Source organism: Streptomyces sp. NPDC048436 (assembly GCF_043200355.1).
Lineage (GTDB): Bacteria > Actinomycetota > Actinomycetes > Streptomycetales > Streptomycetaceae > Streptomyces.
This window is the reverse complement of sequence record NZ_JBICXP010000003.1, coordinates 112,649-130,279: the sequence shown is the minus strand read 5'-3', so window position 1 is coordinate 130,279 and position 17,631 is coordinate 112,649. Positions and strand designations below refer to the sequence as shown.

16 protein-coding genes are annotated in these 17,631 nt (G+C 69.7%); 11 read left to right on the top strand and 5 right to left on the bottom strand.

All coding sequences use genetic code 11. The features are described 5' to 3' along the window. Positions 1 to 242 precede the first annotated feature (242 nt). The 9 genes from ACGFX9_RS11570 (at position 243) to ACGFX9_RS11530 (ending at position 10,341) form a co-directional block, all read left to right on the top strand. Complete coding sequence (locus ACGFX9_RS11570) at positions 243 to 1,604, top strand: M28 family metallopeptidase (RefSeq protein WP_393468647.1); 1,362 nt, start codon at positions 243 to 245, stop codon at positions 1,602 to 1,604. A gap of 216 nt (positions 1,605 to 1,820) precedes the next feature. Then, positions 1,821 to 2,216: a hypothetical protein gene (locus ACGFX9_RS11565; RefSeq protein ID WP_393468644.1), complete on the top strand. Its 396-nt coding sequence runs from the start codon at positions 1,821 to 1,823 to the stop codon at positions 2,214 to 2,216. Positions 2,217 to 2,249: 33 nt separating this feature from the next. Beyond that, entirely contained in the window at positions 2,250 to 4,505 is a 2,256-nt protein-coding gene (locus tag ACGFX9_RS11560) for a hypothetical protein (RefSeq protein ID WP_393468641.1), read from the top strand. 61 nt (positions 4,506 to 4,566) lie between these two features. Then, complete coding sequence (locus ACGFX9_RS11555; protein ID WP_393468638.1) at positions 4,567 to 5,793, top strand: hypothetical protein; 1,227 nt, start codon at positions 4,567 to 4,569, stop codon at positions 5,791 to 5,793. Beyond that, complete coding sequence (locus ACGFX9_RS11550) at positions 5,790 to 6,938, top strand: serine/threonine protein phosphatase (protein WP_393468635.1); 1,149 nt, start codon at positions 5,790 to 5,792, stop codon at positions 6,936 to 6,938. The genes ACGFX9_RS11555 and ACGFX9_RS11550 overlap by 4 nt, the downstream gene beginning before the upstream one ends. Further along, positions 6,935 to 8,101, top strand: a complete 1,167-nt coding sequence (locus tag ACGFX9_RS11545) for a protein kinase (protein ID WP_393468631.1) — start codon at positions 6,935 to 6,937, stop codon at positions 8,099 to 8,101. The genes ACGFX9_RS11550 and ACGFX9_RS11545 overlap by 4 nt, the downstream gene beginning before the upstream one ends. Then, positions 8,098 to 8,808 carry a vWA domain-containing protein gene (locus tag ACGFX9_RS11540; RefSeq protein WP_393468626.1) on the top strand — a complete coding sequence of 237 codons (711 nt, stop codon included), beginning with the start codon at positions 8,098 to 8,100 and terminating at the stop codon, positions 8,806 to 8,808. The genes ACGFX9_RS11545 and ACGFX9_RS11540 overlap by 4 nt, the downstream gene beginning before the upstream one ends. A 104-nt stretch (positions 8,809 to 8,912) precedes the next feature. Continuing rightward, positions 8,913 to 9,230, top strand: a complete 318-nt coding sequence (locus ACGFX9_RS11535) for a hypothetical protein (RefSeq protein ID WP_393468623.1) — start codon at positions 8,913 to 8,915, stop codon at positions 9,228 to 9,230. A 700-nt stretch (positions 9,231 to 9,930) separates the two neighbouring features. Next, positions 9,931 to 10,341: a hypothetical protein gene (locus ACGFX9_RS11530; protein ID WP_393468620.1), complete on the top strand. Its 411-nt coding sequence runs from the start codon at positions 9,931 to 9,933 to the stop codon at positions 10,339 to 10,341. 18 nt (positions 10,342 to 10,359) lie between these two features. Here the strand turns inward: ACGFX9_RS11530 and msrB are convergent, their stop codons facing one another. The 4 genes from msrB to ACGFX9_RS11510 all read right to left on the bottom strand — a co-directional run bounded on the left by msrB (position 10,360) and on the right by ACGFX9_RS11510 (position 13,763). Then, positions 10,360 to 10,767: a peptide-methionine (R)-S-oxide reductase MsrB gene (msrB, locus tag ACGFX9_RS11525; protein ID WP_393468618.1), complete on the bottom strand. Its 408-nt coding sequence runs from the start codon at positions 10,765 to 10,767 to the stop codon at positions 10,360 to 10,362. A gap of 29 nt (positions 10,768 to 10,796) precedes the next feature. After that, entirely contained in the window at positions 10,797 to 12,191 is a 1,395-nt protein-coding gene (gene murC / locus ACGFX9_RS11520; RefSeq protein ID WP_393468615.1) for a UDP-N-acetylmuramate--L-alanine ligase, read from the bottom strand. Positions 12,192 to 12,369: 178 nt separating this feature from the next. Continuing rightward, positions 12,370 to 12,843 (bottom strand): indole-3-glycerol phosphate synthase, encoded by a 474-nt coding sequence (locus tag ACGFX9_RS11515; protein ID WP_393468612.1) that lies wholly within the window; start codon positions 12,841 to 12,843, stop codon positions 12,370 to 12,372. Between the two features lie 143 nt (positions 12,844 to 12,986). Next, positions 12,987 to 13,763: a pyrimidine reductase family protein gene (locus ACGFX9_RS11510; protein ID WP_393468609.1), complete on the bottom strand. Its 777-nt coding sequence runs from the start codon at positions 13,761 to 13,763 to the stop codon at positions 12,987 to 12,989. Between the two features lie 37 nt (positions 13,764 to 13,800). Here ACGFX9_RS11510 and zapE point away from each other — a divergent pair, with 37 nt between their 5' ends. After that, positions 13,801 to 14,895, top strand: coding sequence for a cell division protein ZapE (gene zapE / locus ACGFX9_RS11505; protein WP_393468606.1), 1,095 nt, complete (start codon positions 13,801 to 13,803; stop codon positions 14,893 to 14,895). 159 nt (positions 14,896 to 15,054) lie between these two features. After that, positions 15,055 to 16,419, top strand: coding sequence for an alkaline phosphatase PhoX (locus ACGFX9_RS11500; RefSeq protein WP_393468603.1), 1,365 nt, complete (start codon positions 15,055 to 15,057; stop codon positions 16,417 to 16,419). 75 nt (positions 16,420 to 16,494) lie between these two features. Here ACGFX9_RS11500 and sph read toward each other — a convergent pair whose 3' ends face one another. Next, entirely contained in the window at positions 16,495 to 17,475 is a 981-nt protein-coding gene (gene sph / locus ACGFX9_RS11495; protein WP_393470384.1) for a sphingomyelin phosphodiesterase, read from the bottom strand. Positions 17,476 to 17,631 lie beyond the last annotated feature (156 nt).

Sequence of the window (17,631 nt, the reverse complement as noted above, 5' to 3'; positions counted from 1 at the left end):
CCGGCCTCCCGGCCCCCCGCGGGCCGGGAGGTCATCCGTTGTCCGATATCCGAACTTGGCTGACCGGCATCTGACCGGTTTCCACTCTTGACGGCCGGTCGCCGCACCTCCAACATCAGGCAACGCACCACGCGCCCCACTTCTGCCTTCTGCTCAGTACAGCTCCAACGCCCTGCGGCATCCGCTTCGCAGGGCGTCTCGTACGTTCCGTCCCCATCGCTGTTCGGAATTCGGAGCCCCACATGAGAATCTCCAGACCCAGTCCCGTCCTGCCCCGCACCCTGAGACGGGCCACCGCCGGCGTCGCCACGCTGGCCGCGGCCGGGCTGATAGCCGCCGCCGCGCCCGCGGCCCTGGCAGCGCCCGCAGCACCCTCCGCGCCCTCAGCCCCCTCCCCGACGCTCGCGGCCCCCGACATCCCGCTCGCCAACGTCAAGGCGCACCTCTCCCAGTACCAGTCCATAGCCACGGCCAACAGCGGCAACCGCGCCCACGGGCGCCCCGGCTACAAGGCCTCCATCGACTACACCAAGGCCAAGCTGGACGCGGCCGGATTCACCACCACCGTCCAGCAGTTCACCTCAAGCGGCGCCACCGGCTACAACCTCGTCGCCGACTGGCCGGGCGGCGACGCGAACAGTGTCCTGATGGCGGGCGCCCACCTCGACAGCGTCACGGCAGGTCCCGGCATCAACGACAACGGCTCGGGTTCGGCCGGCATCCTGGAGACCGCGCTCGCCGTCTCGCGCGCGCAGCTGAAGCCGACGAAGCACCTGCGGTTCGCCTGGTGGGGCGCCGAGGAGCTGGGCATGATCGGCTCGCGGTACTACGTCAACAACCTTCCCTCCACGGAGCGTTCGAAGGTCAGCGGCTATCTCAACTTCGACATGATCGGCTCCCCGAACCCGGGTTACTTCGTCTACGACGACGACCCCACGATCGAGAAGACCTTCAAGGACTTCTACGCGGGCCTGAACATCCCCACGGAGATAGAGACCGAGGGCGACGGCCGCTCGGACCACGCCAGTTTCAAGAACGTCGGCATCCCGGTCGGCGGCCTCTTCTCCGGCGCCGACTACACCAAGACGTCCGCCCAGGCCCAGAAGTGGGGCGGCACGGCCGGCCAGGCCTTCGACCGCTGCTACCACGCGTCGTGCGACACCTCGGCGAACATCAACGACACGGCCCTCGACCGCAACAGCGACGCCATCGCCCACGCGATCTGGACCCTGGGCGCGGGCACCCCGGTCCCGCCTGGCGACGCGTACGAGAACACCACGGACGTCGCCATCCCGGACAACGGCGCCGCAGTGACCTCGACGGTCAACGTGACAGGCCGCACGGGCAACGCCCCGGCCACCCTCAAGGTGGACGTCGACATCCGCCACACCTGGCGCGGCGACGTGGTCGTCGACCTGCTCGCCCCCGACGGGACGGCCTACCGCCTGAAGAACTCCAGCGGCAACGACTCGGCGGACAACGTCATCGCGACGTACACGGTCGACGCGTCGAGCGAGCCGGCCAACGGCGCCTGGAAGCTGCGGGTGCAGGATGTGGCGGCGCAGGACACGGGCTACATCAACAGCTGGAAGCTGACGTTCTAGTTCCGCCCCCCTTCAGCCACGCCCGGCCGTAAGTCCGAGCGGGCGTGGCTGAGAACTGGGCGCACAAAATCGACCCAGCGCATCGAACTGGCCGTAAATCACTTCGCGTTGGCAACGGGAGCGACAATTTCTGGACATTCGCGAGCAGCACGCCACGTGGAGTGACCCCCTTCACCTAAGTTGGGAAGCCTGTCTGTACGTAACACGGGGGAGTACATGGATCCGCTCACCGCTGCCGCGGCCGCCGGGGTAGCTCTAGTGGTCAAAGGCATGGTGGAGTCCGCCGCCCAGGAAGCCGGCCGTTCCGGCTGGAACGGTGGGGCGCGGCTGGTGGAGCGGATCAGAGCGCGTTTCCGCGGTGACAGCGATGCCGAGGGCGCGCTCGACCGCGTGCAGCGGCAACCCGACGACGAAGGCGCACAAGAGCAGTTGCAGCGCATGCTGTTGGCGCACATGCTCCGCGACCGCGACTTCGAGGCGGATGTACGGCGGATGGTCGACGAGGCGGTGGCTGCCCGGGGCGGCGGGGCGCAGGTGAACGCGGCGCTGATCAAGAACGCCCAGGTCTTCAACGAAAAAGTCGAGATCCAGGGCGACTGGAACATCTCCTGACCACCTCAAGGCAGCGCGGAAGACCAAGAGTTCATGAGCGAGGAATCGCTGCCGGCCGAGGCAGCACACGGGGCCGCCGACGTACCCGAGCCGCCCGCCACGGAGAGCGGCCCGGCGGCGGACGGCACTGCACACAGCGGCGCGCACACTGACGGTCCGGTCAGTGAATCGGACGCGCTGAAGTCACTCGCCGAAGGCGGCGGCCAGGACGAGGCCGAGCGCTCGGAAGCGCTCCGCGCGGGGGCCATCGCCGATCTCATCGCCGAGCGCTTGAACGCCGACGCCTCGGGTACGCGGATCGGCACGCTGGCGCTGTTCAATGACTCCGTCAGCTTCGGCGGCGGCTTCCACACCGACGGGCGGCGGGCATCCGCGCAGCTGGGCGGCGCGGTCGGCACCGTACCGCTGGAGGAGACCGAACTCGCCGAGTACACCGAGCTGTACGTCCAGCCCGAGGGTTACGACGAGGCACTGGACCTGCTGCGGGTTCACCATCTGCTGCTGCTGACCGGGCCCCCCGGGAGCGGGCGCACGGCTGCCGCCGTCAATCTCCTCGCCGAGACGCTGGCCCTGGACGGAGCCCCCGGCGGCGGCTGCCACCGCGTCCTCGACGCCGCGACCATCGCGGCACCGGGCTGGGAGCCGCCGGCCGAGCACAGCGGATATCTCGCCGTGCTCGACGACGGTCCCACGGCGGTGAGCCCGTTCGGTGCGGCAGGACTCCGCAGCCTGGCCGGAGTTGCCGCGAGGCTGCGCGCCGCCCACTGTCACCTGGTGCTCGTGGGCGGCCACGATCTGGACATGCTGGCATCGGACCCCCGAGCGGACGGGGTGGTCCGATACCCCGTGGCCGCGGTCGATCCGGTGACCGTCGTGGAGCGGCGGGTGCTCGGCCTGGGCGGCGATCCCGGTCTCCGCTCCGAACTGCACGTCCTGCTGAAGTCCTCCGGCGCCGTGGCGGCGCTGAGCGAACGCCCGTGGGCAAGCCACGCGGTATCGCTGGCCTCAGTCATCACCGCGGACGGCGACTTGCCTGCGGCGGTTGCCGCCCTGCGCGACCCGAGCGATCAGGTGTACACCTGGTTCCGCAGCCATCAGGAGCCGGAGGCGATCGCCTTCGCCCTGGCCGCCGCCGTCCTGGAAGACAGCCGCTACCTCACGGTCGCCGACGCCGCGATGGCCTTGTACAAGGCTCTCGCACCGGAGGGTCCCGCACCGCCCGACATCCGGTTCCGGGACCGGCTCGGGCATGAACAGCCCTGGATCGAGCTGGTCTTCGCCAAAGAGGCCGGCTTCCCCGGGCCTCCCCGCGTGCGCTTCCGCAGCTCGCTGCTGCGTCACGTGGTGCTCGCCTACGCGTGGACCACCCTCGACGGCCGGCGGGAGGCGGTGCTCGGCTGGCTGCGCAGGCTTCTCGGGCACGCCGACCTGGAGGTGCGGGCACAGGCGGCTGTCGCGGCCGGAATGCTGGCCCGGGCCGATCACCACTACGCGGTGCACCGCTACCTGAAGTCGTGGGCAGGCAGCACGTCCTGGCCCATACGCCAAGCCGCGGCCACCGCCCTGGGGGTGGCGGGCGGCACCCCGGAATCCGCCGGGCAGGTCTGGGACCTGCTGCAGGACTGGGCGGGCGGCGGGTCGTCCGCGTACGAACGCCGACTGGCCGGTACCGCGGCGAACGCGGTCGGTGGGCTGTTCGGCCGCAACACACCCGAGCGGGCACTGCGCGTGCTGCGCACCGCCCTGGACCGCGGGGACGACTGGGGCACACTCACCCCCGTCACCTGGGGTGGCCTGCACCTGCTCCACCAGGGCCGGACCGGTGAGGTGTTGGACGCCTACCTCGACTGGTCGCAGCCGCAGGACGTCTCCCCGATGGTCGTGAAGACACTGTCGGCTTTCGTCTTCGCCGCGTCCCACCCCTACGAGCGGGCCGCCCCTGGAACTACGGGCGCCGATCCGCTGAAGGGTGCGGTCCCCGGGGTCCCGCTGCTGCTCAGCAGGTTACCCAAGGACGCGGCACGGGTCTCGGAGCTATGGGCCCGGGCGCTGGCCCGCAAACCCGTGCAGGAACCGGCACTTGATGCCCTGCGCCTCTGGACGGACGTGTACGCGGACCGGTGCCCAGGCGCCCTGGACGAGATCGCTCAGCTTCTGGCCGACATCGCCCGCAGGCCGGGCAAGCACCGCGAGCGGCTCATCTGGTGGCTGGCGCGCTGGTCGGGCGGACGGGAACGGCCGTCCCCGAACTCCGCCGTGCTGCTGCGCGCCGTGGAGCGCGCGAGCTGACTTGCCCACCCCGGTACAGGCCCGATATCGCCCACAGGGCACAGCAGAGGAGAGGAGAGCAGTGGAGGAGCTGACGTACGACCCCATCCTTGACAGTCAGCCGCTGCCACGATGGCGGCTGACGAATCCGCTGCGGCCACCGGCTCCGGGCAGAGCCCTGGTGCTGGTCCCGGACAGCGGCTCCGCGCTGACGGTCCGTCCCGGCGGCGAGGTCCCGTCCGCGTGGTTCGGCACATATCAGCGGGTGTACACGGTCGACCTGACCGAGCACCGGCTCGTACTGGACGTAGCCCTGCTCAGCCGAGACGCCACGTTTTCGTTCCGGAGCCGGGTGGAGCTGATCGCCCAGGTCGCCGATCCCGCCGAGGTGGTGTCGCGCGGCATCCGGGACATGAGCGGTGCGCTGTACGGAGCGGTACGGCGCATGCTGCGGCAGGTCTCCCGCGACTACGACATCGGGGAGTTCCACGAGGCGGAGGAAGCCCTCAACGTCGCGCTCCACGGCTTCAGCGGTGACTCGGCCGTGCGACTGCGCAACATCCAGATCGAGCTCCTCGTCGACGAGGACGAGATCGCCGCGAGCGGGCGTGAGTTCCGCGATGTCGTACGCGAGACCCGCCTGGACGGGATGCGCCGCAAGCGCCACCTGGACATGATCCGCGAGGAGGGGGTCGAGGGCCTCATCGCCGAGATCATGGAGAGGGAAGGGGCACGTGCCGCACTCGCCTGGATCGAGAAGGGGGAGGCCGAGCAGCGCGAGGCCCGGCTCCAGGCGATGCGGATGATCCTGGAGCGTGGCGACGCGCACCGAGAGCCGTTCGAGCAGGCCGAGTTGGAGCGTGCCGTCGTGGAAGACGTCCTGGGCGGCGAGGAGCGACCGTTCGGCGGTGGAAGGCGCAGCCGCCTGAGGGGAGCCCTGACTTCGGGAGGCGACCCTGCCGAGCCGGTGGCCGATGAACGTCCCGAAGCCGATGAGCCATCGGGGCGTCCCGCGCTGCGAGGAGAGGTGGTGGTTCCGCGCACGGCCGGCCCGCGTACGACTGATCCGCGTACGACTGAACCGCGCACGGCTTCCCGGCCGCCGGAGGACGAGCCGGTTCCTCCGGGCCGCACCGATTCCCGCTTCCCTCGCTCCCGCCCACGCGCCCCGGAGCCGTCCGCCTCCCCGGTTCCTGAGGCGAAGCCGACCGAGCCCGACGCACCACGCCGCGTCAGCCGGGTGCGGGGCACAGCCGCCCGTCCGGACGGTACGCGACGCCCCGGCAAGGACGGCGGTGACGGGCGATGACGGCACACCACAGCCCGGCCGGGGAACACGTCGACGCCCTGGTCGGCGGCGCGGAACAACAGCCGGCCCAGTACCGCGAAGCAGCCCCCGCGCGGCGGGCATCCCCCGCGCCCGCAGATCCGCCCGCCCCGCCCGCCCCGCCCGCCATGGTCTGGGTCCGTGACGTCGTGGGCGAACTACAGGCCGTGGGCGTGTGGACGGAGCGCGTGAGCGGCCGTGGTGAGGACGCCGAACCGTTCATCGCCCACCACCTGGAGACGCAGCAGGGATTGATCGCCGTCTTCGACGGCTCGGGAGGTGCGGGGTCCGCACCCGTCCGGCAGACTCCGGACGGCGGGACGCAGACCGGAGCGTGGGTCGGTTCACGCGTGGCACGACTGGCCACCGACTGCTGGTTCCACGACGTGGTCACACGCGATGAGCTGGACACCGGTGAGCTGCTGCGCGACTACATGGACCACTTCCATAAGGCCATCCCCCTACGACGCAGCAAGATCGTGGGCAGGATGCGCCGCCAACTGCCCACCACGTTGGCAGCCATCCGCTATCACGTGAACGCCGACAAGACGCTTGAGGCAAAGGCCCTCTGGGCCGGCGACTCACGCGCCTACCTGTTGCTGCCGGACAGCGGTCTGCATGTGGTGACCCGCGATCACACGGAGGAGACCGACGCCCTCGCCCTGTTGCGCTCGGACCCGCCGATGACCAACTCGATTTGCGCGGACCGGGAATTCACCATCGACACCGAGCCGATGACACTGCCGCTTCCCGCCGTGCTGCTGGCCGCCACTGACGGCTTCTTCGGATACGTCCATACGCCGGCCGAATTCGAGTACAACCTGCTCCATACGCTGACGCGGGCGCAGAACGCCGACGACTGGGCCCGCCTCATTCGGGACAACGTACAGAGCTACACGGCGGACGACGCCTCGCTCGCGCTCGTCGCACTGGGCTACCCGGACTTCTCCCATCTGCAGTCCGCATTCAGGCGGCGCCATGCCGACATGAAGCAGCTCATGGGAAACGGCAGGCCCCAGAAGACTGACCAGGCATCCCAAATCCGTGCCTGGCAGGACGCGACCTGGCGGGACTACCGCGCCGGCTACGAGACCTACCTGCCACCGCTGCCGGAGGAGCGGACATGAAACTTGGCGATGTGATCAACGGGTACCGCGTCACCAGCGAGCCGACCAACGCGGGCGGCGGCAAATGCATGTGGGCCTTTGCGGAGAAGAGCGGCAAACAGTTCTTCCTCAAGCGGTTCCTCGAACCCAAGCGCCCGCGCGAGGGCTCCACGGCGAGCGCGGCGAGTCGCCGTGTCCGGCTTGAGGTCTGCCAGGAGTTCGAGGACCGGCACCGCGGCATCATGAAGCGGCTGCGCCCGGACGCGCGCGGCGGCGGCAATCTCGTGCTCGCCACGGATTTCTTCCACGAGGGCAGTACGTACTACAAGGTCACCGACCGCATCGACACCTCCACCCTGGAGAAGCCGCAATCGTTGGACCCACGGCAGAAAGCCGTGCTCCTGAAGACTCTGGCGAACAGTGTGCAGTTGCTGCACGACATTGATGTGGTGCACGGTGACCTCAAGCCGCTCAATGTGCTGGTGCAGAAGCGGGGCGGAGCGGCCTTCCACACCGCGAAGCTGATCGACTTCGATGACTCGTATCTGTCGTGCCGGCCCCCAGGACGCCAGGACATCGCAGGTGACTCGCTGTACGGCGCACCGGAATGGCGCCGCTATGTCCAGGAGGACGAGTCGGTTCAGGCCGAGGAGTTGACCACAGCTGTCGACACCTTCGCACTCGGCCTGATGACGCACTACTACCTCACCGGGGCGCTGCCCGGCCACGCCGACCGGTACGGCTCTCCCGCGGATGCGGTCAACGCGGGCGAGGCGCTGGCCATCGACGCCCGGCTCTCGGATTCCATGCAGGGGCTCATCCGGGCCATGACGTCCCTGGCGCCCCGGAAACGACCCCGGATGGGGGCGTACCTGAAGGCGCTGAAAGATCCCCAGGTGTGCGCACTCCACCACCGCAGGCCAGGCACCTCGGAGTCGAAGCCGGACGCGACCGCGCGGGGCAGTGGCGCACGAGGGGGAGACGCCTCCGAGCGCACCAGCCGTATCCGGGCGAATCTCAAGGGCGGCGCCGCCGCCCCGGCCCCCGCTCCCGCTCCCGCTCCCGCTCCCGCTCCCGCTCCCGCCGAGGAGTCACGCCCCGCGGCGCCAAAGGCGTCCAGGGTGCGGATCAATCTGGGCGACCGCCGCCGTAACGTCAGTTCCGAGGAGACAGACACCACATGAACGCGAACACCGGGCAGTACCAGGGCAATCTCCAGTACGCGGTCGACATCGTGCTCTGCGTAGACGCGACAGCCAGCATGTTCCCTGTCCTCGATACGGTGAAGTCCAGTGCGCTGCAGTTCCACGAGCGGCTGAACGACGTCATGGCGAAGAAGGGCAAGGCCATCAGCCAGCTGCGGCTGAAGGTCATCGCGTTCCGTGACTTCGGTGACGACCCTTCCGACGCCATCGAGCAGACAGATTTCCTGCAACTCCCCGCGCAGTCGAAGGAGTTCGAGTCCTTCGTCCGCGGGATCGAGGCATCCGGCGGCGGGGACATCCCCGAGTCCGGTCTTGAGGCCCTCGCGCTGGCCATCAACTCGCCCTGGGAGAAGGGACTTGACCGTCGGCGTCATGTGGTCGTGATGTTCACGGACGCGCCGGCCCACCCGCTCGGCACGGTAGGTGCCGCCGCCCAGACCTACCCCGCGCACATTCCCCGCACCATGGACGAGCTGTTCGAGCAGTGGGGCTATGCCCGCAGCCAGACCGCGGTGATGGAGCAGTCCGCGAAACGCCTCGTCCTCTTCGCGCCCGACAGCGCCCCCTGGCAGGACCCCATCGCCGAGGAATGGGACCTCACACTCCACTTCGAGTCCAAGGCGGGCGAAGGCCTGGAGGAGTTCGAGATGGACGAGATCATCGAGACGATCGCGAACAGCCTGTGAGACTCAGCCTTCCGGACGGCCAACTCAGCGTGGTCGAAGGGACGTTCGCTTTCCGCTGGAGCGGTTTTGGTGGCGTGGACGCGCTCATGGCCCAATGCGTCTCTGTGAGTATCCGTACCCACGGGCACGACAACGGGGCGCAAATCATCTTCCACTTCCGGCCCGGGGAGCAGGGTGAGCCGGGCCGGATCATGGTGCGGGTCGACATCCCCTCGTCACACGTGTCCTACGCTTCGCAATACGTCGCGGATCTGCAACAGGCCTACGGGTTGAAGGACTCGACCGCCGAAGCACCGGAGGACGAGTCGCTGCGTCGTGTTCCCTGTGACAGCGACGGGTGGCTCGCCGTTCCCGAGAGCGTCCAGTCAGCGGAGCTGTACGAGGAAATCTTCGACCGGATCGCGGCGGTCCCGGCGCCCTAGCGGGTCGGCGTAGGAGGGGGTAGGCAGGGTGGCTGGGGCCAACTGGCAGTGCGCGGCATGCGACATCTTCAACGCACCTGACGAAAAGGTGTGCCACATTTGCGACACCCCGCGCAGCACCCCTACGCCCGCCAAGCGGGCCCCGGCAAAGGGGGCCCCTGCCAAGAAGGCTCCGGCAAAGCGGCCGACGGCGACACGCCCTTCGGGAGACTGGACGTGCCTCAAGTGCGACACGAACAACGCACGGACCGACCTGTCCTGCATCGCCTGCGCGACAAGCTGGCGGGCCGCCACAAAGAAGGCGGCACCGAAGAAGCCCGCTGCCAAGAAGACCGCGGCCAAAACGACGCCGGCCAAAAAGCCCCCGCCCAAGAAGGCGGCACCGGGACCGACGAGCGGCAGGCCGGGCACATCGACTCGACCTGGCGGCAGCACGGGCACGTCGACGCCGCGCCCACGGACCGCACCCAGCGGTTCCGCGCGGCCCACGGCGCCCCGACCGCCGGCAGCCGAGGTCTTCTACCCGTCGGGCGTCGGCTACGTCCCGCCGACGACCACCCCGCGTCCACCCCCGGTCAGCAGGCCGGCCGCGACACCGCCCTACCGGCCCGCATACCCGTCGTACCCCTCGCCCCCTTCGTACCGGCGCCCGCAGCCGAAGAAGAGCACAGGCAGTGGATGTTTCCAGAGCTGCCTCGGCGTGGCCGTGACCCTGTTTCTCCTGCAACTGCTCATCAAGGGCTGCGGGGACATCAACTCGTCCGGGGGCGACGGGCCAGGGACGGAGCCTTCGCAGAAGGGAACCTCCTGCCCGGGGCGGATCGCCTCCGCGTTGCCTTCCGGGGAGGGAGCCGAACTGGTGAAGGCGTTCCGTACGAAGAACAAGCAGATCACCCTCTGCCGTACGGAAAGCGGGCGGCTGTACTACTTCGGTGAGTTCAGCGACCACCGCGAGAAGGGCATCGCCATGCCCGCCGAGAAGACGTCGGACGGCTATGAGGCACGCAACGACCCCTACCGCTATCGCATCCATGACGGCGTCGTGACGATCTACCAGAACGGCCGGAGGATCGGCCAGGAAGACCTCACCTCCGAGCCGTCACCGTCCTGAGTACCCGGCGGCTGGGGGTCAGCCCTCGTCAGCCGCCAGCGTCAGCGAGATCGAGTTGATGCAGTACCGCTGGTCTGTCGGCGTCGCATAGCCCTCACCCTCGAACACGTGGCCGAGGTGCGAGCCGCAGCGTGCGCACCGGACCTCCGTGCGAGCCATGCCGTGCGAGCTGTCCTGGAGCAGTTCGACCGCGTCCGTGTCCTTCGGGTCGAAGAAGCTCGGCCAGCCGCAGTGCGACTCGAACTTCTCCGCCGAGGTGAACAGCTCCGCGCCGCACGCGCGGCAGGAGTAGACGCCCTTGGTCTTGGTGTCCGTGTACTCACCCACGAAGGCGGGTTCCGTGCCCGCCTGACGCAGTACCGCGTACTCCGAGGGGCTCAGCTCCGCGCGCCACTGCTCGTCCGGCTTCTCTACGTCGTACGACATGAGACTGCACCCCTTGCTGCTTCGACTTGCTACTTCGACAGTTCGGCCAGGATCTGCGGGCCGATGTCCGTGACGTCGCCCGCTCCCATGGTGAGAACGAGATCGCCGGGCCTCGTCATTCCCGCGATGACCGCGGCGGCATCGGCCTTGTCGTGCACGGGCCGTACGTCGGCGCCTGCCGCGGTGGCCGCGTCGATGATCAGGGCGCTGGTGATGCCGGGGATCGGGTCCTCGCGGGCCGGGTAGATGTCCAGGACCACGGAAGCGTCCGCGAGGGCAAGGGCCTGGCCCATCTCCTTGCCCAGTTCCTGCGTGCGCGAGAAGAGGTGGGGCTGGAAGAGCACCAGGAGGCGTGAGTCGCCCGCCGAGGAGCGCATCGCCTCCAGGTCCGCCGTCATCTCCGTGGGGTGGTGCGCGTACGAGTCGATGACCTGGACGCCCGCCGCCTCGCCCTTGAGCTGGAGGCGGCGCTTGACCCCGGTGTACGAACCGAGCGCCGACGCCAGGTTGTGGGCCGGGATGCCCAGTGCGATGCCCGCGGCGAGGGCCGCCACCGCGTTGTGGGCGTAGTGGCGGCCGGGGACCGAGACCGTGAAGGTCAGGAACTTGCCGTTCAGGACGACCGTGACCTCGCTGGTCAGGCCGCGCGCGGTCACCTTGTGGATGCGCAGGTCGGCGCCATCGGACTCGCCGTACGTGACGACCTTCAGGTCCGGCAGGTCGCGCACCCGGCGCGTCAGCTCGGCCGCGCCCTCCTGGTCCGCGGCGATCACCAGCGTGCCGCCGGGGACGATCTTGCCCGCGAAGGTCTCGAAGGACTCGTAGATCTCGTCCATCGACGCGTAGTTGGCGTGGTGGTCGAGCTCCACGTTCAGGACGATGGCGACCTCGGGGGCGTACTTGTGGAAGCTTCGGTCGCTCTCGTCCGCCTCAGCCACGAAGATGCCGCCATCGCCGTGCAGCGCGTTCGAGCCGGGGGCGTCCAGGTCGCCGCCGATCGCGTACGAGGGGTCGAGGCCGAGGGTGGAGAGGGTGACCGCGAGCATCGACGTCGTCGTGGTCTTGCCGTGCGTGCCCGCCACCGCGATCGGACGCAGGCCCTCCATGAGGGAGGCGAGGGCGTCCGAGCGGTGGACGACCGGGATGCCGAGCTCCGTGGCGCGGGCCAGCTCCGGGTTGTCGGCGCGGATGGCGGAGGAGACGACCACGCAGGTCGCGTCGGTCGCGAGGTGCGCGGCGTCGTGGCCGATGTGGACCGTGGCGCCCAGGGTCCGCAGGGCCTCGGCCGTGGCGGACTCCCGCGCGTCGCTGCCCGCGACCTTGGCGCCGCGCTGGGCCAGGATCTTGGCGATACCCGACATGCCGGCGCCGCCGATGCCGATGAAGTGCGGTCGGTCCATGGCGGTGGGCAGGCCGGGTGCCATACGTGTGTCTCCCCAAGAGTCCAAGCGTGCAAGCGTGCAAGCGTGCAAGCGTTTCGGCAGATGAAGCAGGCCCAGACTATTGCCTCGGACCGACAGCGGGCACACCAGCGGGCCCACCTGCGCCCCCTGGTCCATCACCGCAGAGCCCTCACCTGCCCGCGGCTCCGGCGGAGCGCGCTCAGTCCTCCGTGTGCGAGAACAGCTTCAGGACCGGAACCCCCACCTTGTGCCGCGCCCGCGAGGCCCAGTCCCGGTGGAAGAACTCCTCCACGTAATGCGGGTCGGTCAGCACGATGACCTCGTCCGCCGCCGCCTCGTCGACGAGCCCCTTGAGCGCGTCGAGAGGGTGGTCCTCGATCAGCTTCCCCGCCGCCTCGCAGCCCGCCGCGCGCAGCGCCGTCAGGGACACCTGCAGTGCCTTCTGCGCGGGGGCCGTCGCCTCATCGCCCTCGGGGACGTCCCCTTCCCTCGCCGCCTCGTCGAGCTCCCCCAGAGCCACGTCGTCGATGGCCCGCAGCAGGCGGTCGGCCTGGTCTCCGCGGGGCTGGAGCAGCACCCGGAAGGTGACCGGCTCGTCGCCGTGCAAGGTGGTGACGAACTCCACGTCGGCGGAGGTCAGGGCCTTCTCGATCATCAATACGCTTGTGAACACGACAGGCGCCCTTCTCATCCGTGGGCTGCCGAGAGTCTGTCTCGACAGGCCTCTGCGGAAACCATCCTGCCCCGTGGCCGCACGGGGTCTGCGACTTAGTGTGCCCAGCGGAAGCGAAACGGAACGGGCAATTCCGCTGATTGTCAGGTTCGACGGTATCGGGTGAAGAGGAAGCCGGCCTCCTCCAGGACCGCGGCGAGCGCGAAACGTTCCGGCACCGCCATCCGGGGCCCTCCGGCGATGCGCTGCGCATCGCCCGCCGCGAGCATCGGGGCCACCGTCAGACACAGCTCGTCCAGCGCCCCGGCCGCCACGAACTGGCCCAGCAGTCTTGGCCCGCCCTCGGTGAGCAGCCTGGTCAGGCCCCGCTCGGCGAGTACCGGCACGATCCGGGCCGGCTCTGCCCCCGCGCCCTCCCCCGCGGTCACCACCACGACGCCCGCCTTCTCGGCCGCGGCGACGCGGTCGGCGGGGGCCGCCGCGCCGGTCACCACGAGCGTGGGAACCAGCGGCGTGGTGAATAGCGGAAGGGCGAAATCCAGCTCCAGGCTCGCGCTGACCACGACGATCGCGGGCGCGGGACCCTGCCCGGCGGCCGCCCTGCGCTCGGCGAAGGCCTCACGCGCGCGCGCCGGCCGGTAACCCTCTTGGCGGACCGTTTCGGCACCGACGACCACGGCGTCGGCGAGCCCCCGCAGGGTGCCGAAGATCCGCATGTCCGTGGCGTTGGAGATGGGCTGTGACCGGCCGTCGTGCTGGGCCGCTCCGTCGAGCGTGGACACCATGTTGGCCCGCAGCCAGGCGGTGCCCGCGGAGGGGTACGCGTACGCGTCGGCCAGCTCCCCCAGCCCCCAGTCCCGTACGGAGTCCCGTACTGATGTTTCGTCTGTCTGGTCGGTCACAGGGAACAGGCGTCGCATGTCCAGCAGTCTTGCACGGCCCTTAGAGTTAGGAACCGTGTCGTCCTCCTCCGCCGCCCCCGGGCAAAGTCCGATAGCCGAAGCGGCTCCCCTGTCGCTGTGCGCCCGCGAGCCCCACGTCCCCGCCGACCGTCTGGTCGCCGAGATGGTGCCGCCGCCGCGCTTCGACTCCGTCCGCTTCGATACGTACATCCCGGACCCGAACCAGCCGAGCCAGCCCGAGGCCGTGCGGGTCCTGAGCGGCTTCGCGGCCGGTCTGGGCGGGGCGCACGCGTCCGGCACGGGCAAGAAGCGCTGGTTCGGCCGCGCCAGGCCCGCGGCCCCCACGGGACCCCGCGGCGTCTACCTCGACGGGGGCTACGGCGTGGGCAAGACCCACCTCCTCGCCTCCCTCTGGCACGCGACGCCCGCCGCGCCCGCGCAGAAGGCGTTCGGCACCTTCGTCGAGCTGACGAACCTCGTCGGCGCGCTTGGCTTCCAGCAGACCGTGCGCACCCTCAGCGGGCACCGGCTGCTCTGCATCGACGAGTTCGAGCTCGACGATCCCGGCGACACGGTCCTCGTCTCGTCGCTGCTCGCGCGGCTCGTCGAGGAGGGCGTGGCCCTCGCCGCGACGTCGAACACCCTGCCGGGCAAGCTGGGCGAGGGCCGCTTCGCCTCCGCCGACTTCCTGCGCGAGATCCAGGGCCTGTCCGCCCACTTCAAGGCCCTGCGCATCGACGGCGACGACTACCGCCACCGTGGGCTTCCCGAGGCGCCCGCTCCGTACTCGGAGGAGCAGGTCACCAAGGCCGCGTACGCGACGGAGGGGGCCAGCCTCGACGACTTCCCGCATCTGCTCGACCACCTCGCGCGCGTCCACCCCAGCCGGTACGGCGCGCTCACCGACGGGCTGCGGGCCGTCTGCCTCACCGAGGTGACGCCCGTTCCCGACCAGTCGACGGCGCTGCGCCTTGTCGTGCTCGCCGACCGCCTGTACGACCGCGAGGTCCCCGTGCTCGCGTCGGGCGTCCCCTTCGACCGTCTGTTCAGCGAGGACATGCTGAACGGCGGCTACCGGAAGAAATACTTCCGGGCCATCTCGCGGCTCACGGCACTCGCGCGGGACGCCAAGGGACTCGTCGGGCAGTAGGGGATCTGCGGGCGAGCAGCAGGGGATCAGCAGGGGATCAGCAGGCGCGCAGTAGAGGGGCTTCGGCGACTCGGTGCTACGCGCGTGGTTCCCGCGCACCAGGGCGCGTGGTACACACATCCGGTCATGTTCCTGTCCGCCAGCAGGAGGTCGACCTGTATGTCCACGACACGACGTCAAGTGCTAGCCCGTACCGGTGCGGTGGGTGCGGGCATCGCCTTCACCGGCGCGCTCACGGAACTCTTCGCGGGGAGCGCTGCCGCGCAGGGCAAGGGAGGGTACGGGCCGCTGGTGCCCGACCCCGCCGGACTGCTCGATCTGCCGAAAGGTTTCCGCTACAAGGTGCTCTCACGGGAGGGCGGCGATCTGCTGTCCGGTGAGGGCAAGGTGCCGAGCAACTTCGACGGCATGGCCACGTTCGGCGGCAAGCGCGGCGGCGTCCATCTCGTACGCAACCACGAGAACCGCGTCACCGGAAAGATCCCGGTGCCCACGATCGAGGGCATCACCTACGACCCGATGGGCAAGGGCGGCTGTACGGCGCTCTCGCTCGACCGCGACAACAACGTCCTGGGCGAGCGCGTCGCGATCGCCGGGACCGCGGTCAACTGCGCGGGCGGTCCGACCCCTTGGGGAACCTGGCTGACCTGCGAGGAGACCGAGGACAAGGCAGGCACGAACGGCTACACCAAGGACCACGGTTTCATCTTCGAGGTCGATCCCGTCGACCCGCGCCGCACCGGGGCCGTGCCGCTCACCGCGATGGGCCGCTTCCAGCACGAGGCGATCGCCGTCGATCCCCGGCGGGGCGTCGTCTACGAGACCGAGGACGCCTTCCTCAAGCCCTTCGGCCTCTTCTACCGCTTCCTGCCCAAGAAGCCCGAGGGCGGCCGGGGTTCGCTCCGCGCGGGCGGCAAGCTGCAGGCCATGCGGGTGCCGGGGGTGCCCGACCTGTCCGCGATCCAGGAGACGGGCGCGAGCTTCGAAGGCATCGAATGGGTCGACGTACCGGACCCGCTCGCGGCCCAGACGCCCATCAGGAACCAGGACTTCGGCCCCAAGGGCATCACCCACGCCCAGAAGCTCGAAGGCTGCTATTGGGGCGGGAGTTCGGTCTACTTCGTGTCGTCGTTCGCGCACAGCGCGGAGGGCTCGGCGGCCGACCACTTCGGGCAGATCTGGCGCTACGAACCCACGAAGCGCCGGCTCACCCTGGTGATCGTCTTCGGTCCGAGCACCGACATCCAGCTGCCGGGCGAGTCCCCCGACAACATCTGCCTCGCGCCCAGCGGCGGTCTGATGGTGGCCGAGGACGGCGGGGGCGCGCAGCATGTGTACGGCCTCACGCGGCGCGGCGAGGTCTACGCGATGGCCCGCGGCTGGCAGAACATCGGCACCCCGCAGGAGCCCGAGTGGGGCGAGTTCGCGGGCGTCTGCTTCTCGCCGGACCACGACACGATGTACGTGAACTGCTACACGCCCGGCACCACGTTCGCGGTGACGGGGCCCTGGCACAGAACCTGACCGGACGGACGGGGTGCGCGGCGGACCGCCGCGCACCCCGCTGCCGGGCACTGTCCGTGGGCTGTCCGAGGGCTGTCAGGAACCGATCAGCGGGTAGTGGTCGGACAGGTTGGTGTAGGTGTACTGCTTGCCCCAGCTGGAGACCGTCCAGGGCGCGCTCTGCTCCTTGACCACCTCGTTGCGCCAGGCGGCCGGGCGGGCGTGGCCCTTGCGGTGCAGGACGTAGTCCAGGTCCTCGCGCGGGTCGTCCGGGTAGCGCTCGGCGGCGATGGAGTTGTCCTGGGTGTCGAAGGAGTACGGGTGGCCCGTACGGCTGTCGGCGGGTTCGAAGCCGCCGTCCGTGAGCATCGAGGCGTACTCGCCGCTGTGGGAGTCGACATTGAAGTCCCCCGCCACGATGACCTGTTCACCCGCCGGGATCTTCTTGGCGTCCAGGAAGGCGTCCATCTCCTTGAGCTGGAGGGCGCGGGTCGCCGCCGCCTCGCCGGAGCCGCAGCCCGGGTCGGTGGACTGGGTGTGGGTGCCCACGACGTGCACCTTCGTGCCGTTGACGTCCAACTGGGCATAGACGAAGCCCTTGTTGGAGTACGAGTCGGAGCCGCAGGCGTCCTTGTAGACGTACTGCTCCTTGCGCTGAATCGGCCACTTGCTCAGGACGGTGACCCCGCCGTCCTCCGGGCTCACCGAGGAGTACGCGCCCCCGGTGGCGTCCCAGCCGCTCTTGCCGCGGCCCATGACGGGGGTCTGGTGCGGATAGCGGCCCTTGGCGTTGGCCTGGAGCGCGTCGGACGCGGAGTTGTCGAAGGCCTCCTGGAGTACGACGACGTCATTGCCCTGGAAGAAGTCCGCGGCCGGGATCGCCTTGGCGCGGTGGTCCTGGCCCCAGTTGGGGTACAGGGTCTTGCTCATCAGGAAGGTGTTGTACGAGAGCACCTTGAGTGCGGGAGTGTCGACAGAGGCGGCAGGCGCGTCGGCGGCGGTCGCGGACGGGGCGACGGCGGCGAGCATGGCGGCGGCGAGCGCGGTGGTGATCGCGGCGGACATCGCGGCGGTCATCGCGGTGGCGCGGGGCCTGCGCGGCGCTGGGTGCGGCACTGAATCTCCTGTGAGTGGGGGGTGTTGTTGTCGTCTTGACTGGTAGGGCTGGTGTCGTTGTGACTGGTAGGGCTGGTGTGGCGCCGGACATCCAATCAGCCAGGACTACTTCTGGGG

Bases quoted from the DNA above. Each gene is read 5' to 3' on its own strand.
- ACGFX9_RS11510 (WP_393468609.1), bottom strand. From the start codon at position 13,763: ATGCGACGCCTGTTCCCTGTGACCGACCAGACAGACGAAACATCAGTA.
- ACGFX9_RS11565 (WP_393468644.1), top strand. From the start codon at position 1,821: ATGGATCCGCTCACCGCTGCCGCGGCCGCCGGGGTAGCTCTAGTGGTC.
- ACGFX9_RS11500 (WP_393468603.1), top strand. From the start codon at position 15,055: ATGTCCACGACACGACGTCAAGTGCTAGCCCGTACCGGTGCGGTGGGT.
- murC (WP_393468615.1), bottom strand. From the start codon at position 12,191: ATGGCACCCGGCCTGCCCACCGCCATGGACCGACCGCACTTCATCGGC.
- ACGFX9_RS11545 (WP_393468631.1), top strand. From the start codon at position 6,935: ATGAAACTTGGCGATGTGATCAACGGGTACCGCGTCACCAGCGAGCCG.
- msrB (WP_393468618.1), bottom strand. From the start codon at position 10,767: ATGTCGTACGACGTAGAGAAGCCGGACGAGCAGTGGCGCGCGGAGCTG.
- sph (WP_393470384.1), bottom strand. From the start codon at position 17,475: ATGACCGCCGCGATGTCCGCCGCGATCACCACCGCGCTCGCCGCCGCC.
- ACGFX9_RS11550 (WP_393468635.1), top strand. From the start codon at position 5,790: ATGACGGCACACCACAGCCCGGCCGGGGAACACGTCGACGCCCTGGTC.
- ACGFX9_RS11540 (WP_393468626.1), top strand. From the start codon at position 8,098: ATGAACGCGAACACCGGGCAGTACCAGGGCAATCTCCAGTACGCGGTC.
- ACGFX9_RS11570 (WP_393468647.1), top strand. From the start codon at position 243: ATGAGAATCTCCAGACCCAGTCCCGTCCTGCCCCGCACCCTGAGACGG.
- ACGFX9_RS11560 (WP_393468641.1), top strand. From the start codon at position 2,250: ATGAGCGAGGAATCGCTGCCGGCCGAGGCAGCACACGGGGCCGCCGAC.